This window comes from Flavobacterium salmonis (assembly GCF_903819435.1).
Taxonomy (GTDB): Bacteria; Bacteroidota; Bacteroidia; order Flavobacteriales; family Flavobacteriaceae; genus Flavobacterium; species Flavobacterium chungangense.
In genome coordinates this window covers 1-292 of the sequence record NZ_CAIJDP010000135.1, presented here as the reverse complement: position 1 = coordinate 292, position 292 = coordinate 1, and the positions used below count along the sequence as shown (strand labels likewise).

Here is a 292-nt window from a genome sequence, read left to right as displayed (position 1 = left end):
GCATTGCAAAGTTACATTCAAAGAAGCAGTTTCAGTAGTCCAAGTCGGAGCAGTAGTATCTTCAATTGTTATCACTTGCGTGAAAGTATCGGAAGTATTACCACAATCATCTTTAACGGTCCAGGTATTGGTGTAAGTTCCTGAATTTCCACAACCTTCAGAAGCCATTAATTGACCGCTTACTTTTACGATGTTCGATACATCGGCATCACAAAGATCAGAAGCTGTTGGTAATATTGCCTGCGCATTTTCCAATCCTGAAAGGTCGCTGCATTGCAAAGTTACATTCAAA

Annotated in this window: 1 protein-coding gene; it reads right to left on the bottom strand. The window is 40.1% G+C overall.

Annotated features, from left to right (window positions below; genetic code table 11):
• Nucleotides 1-292, bottom strand: a 292-nt coding sequence (locus FLACHUCJ7_RS25245) for an HYR-like domain-containing protein (protein WP_394367959.1), incomplete at both ends; no start/stop codon positions are given.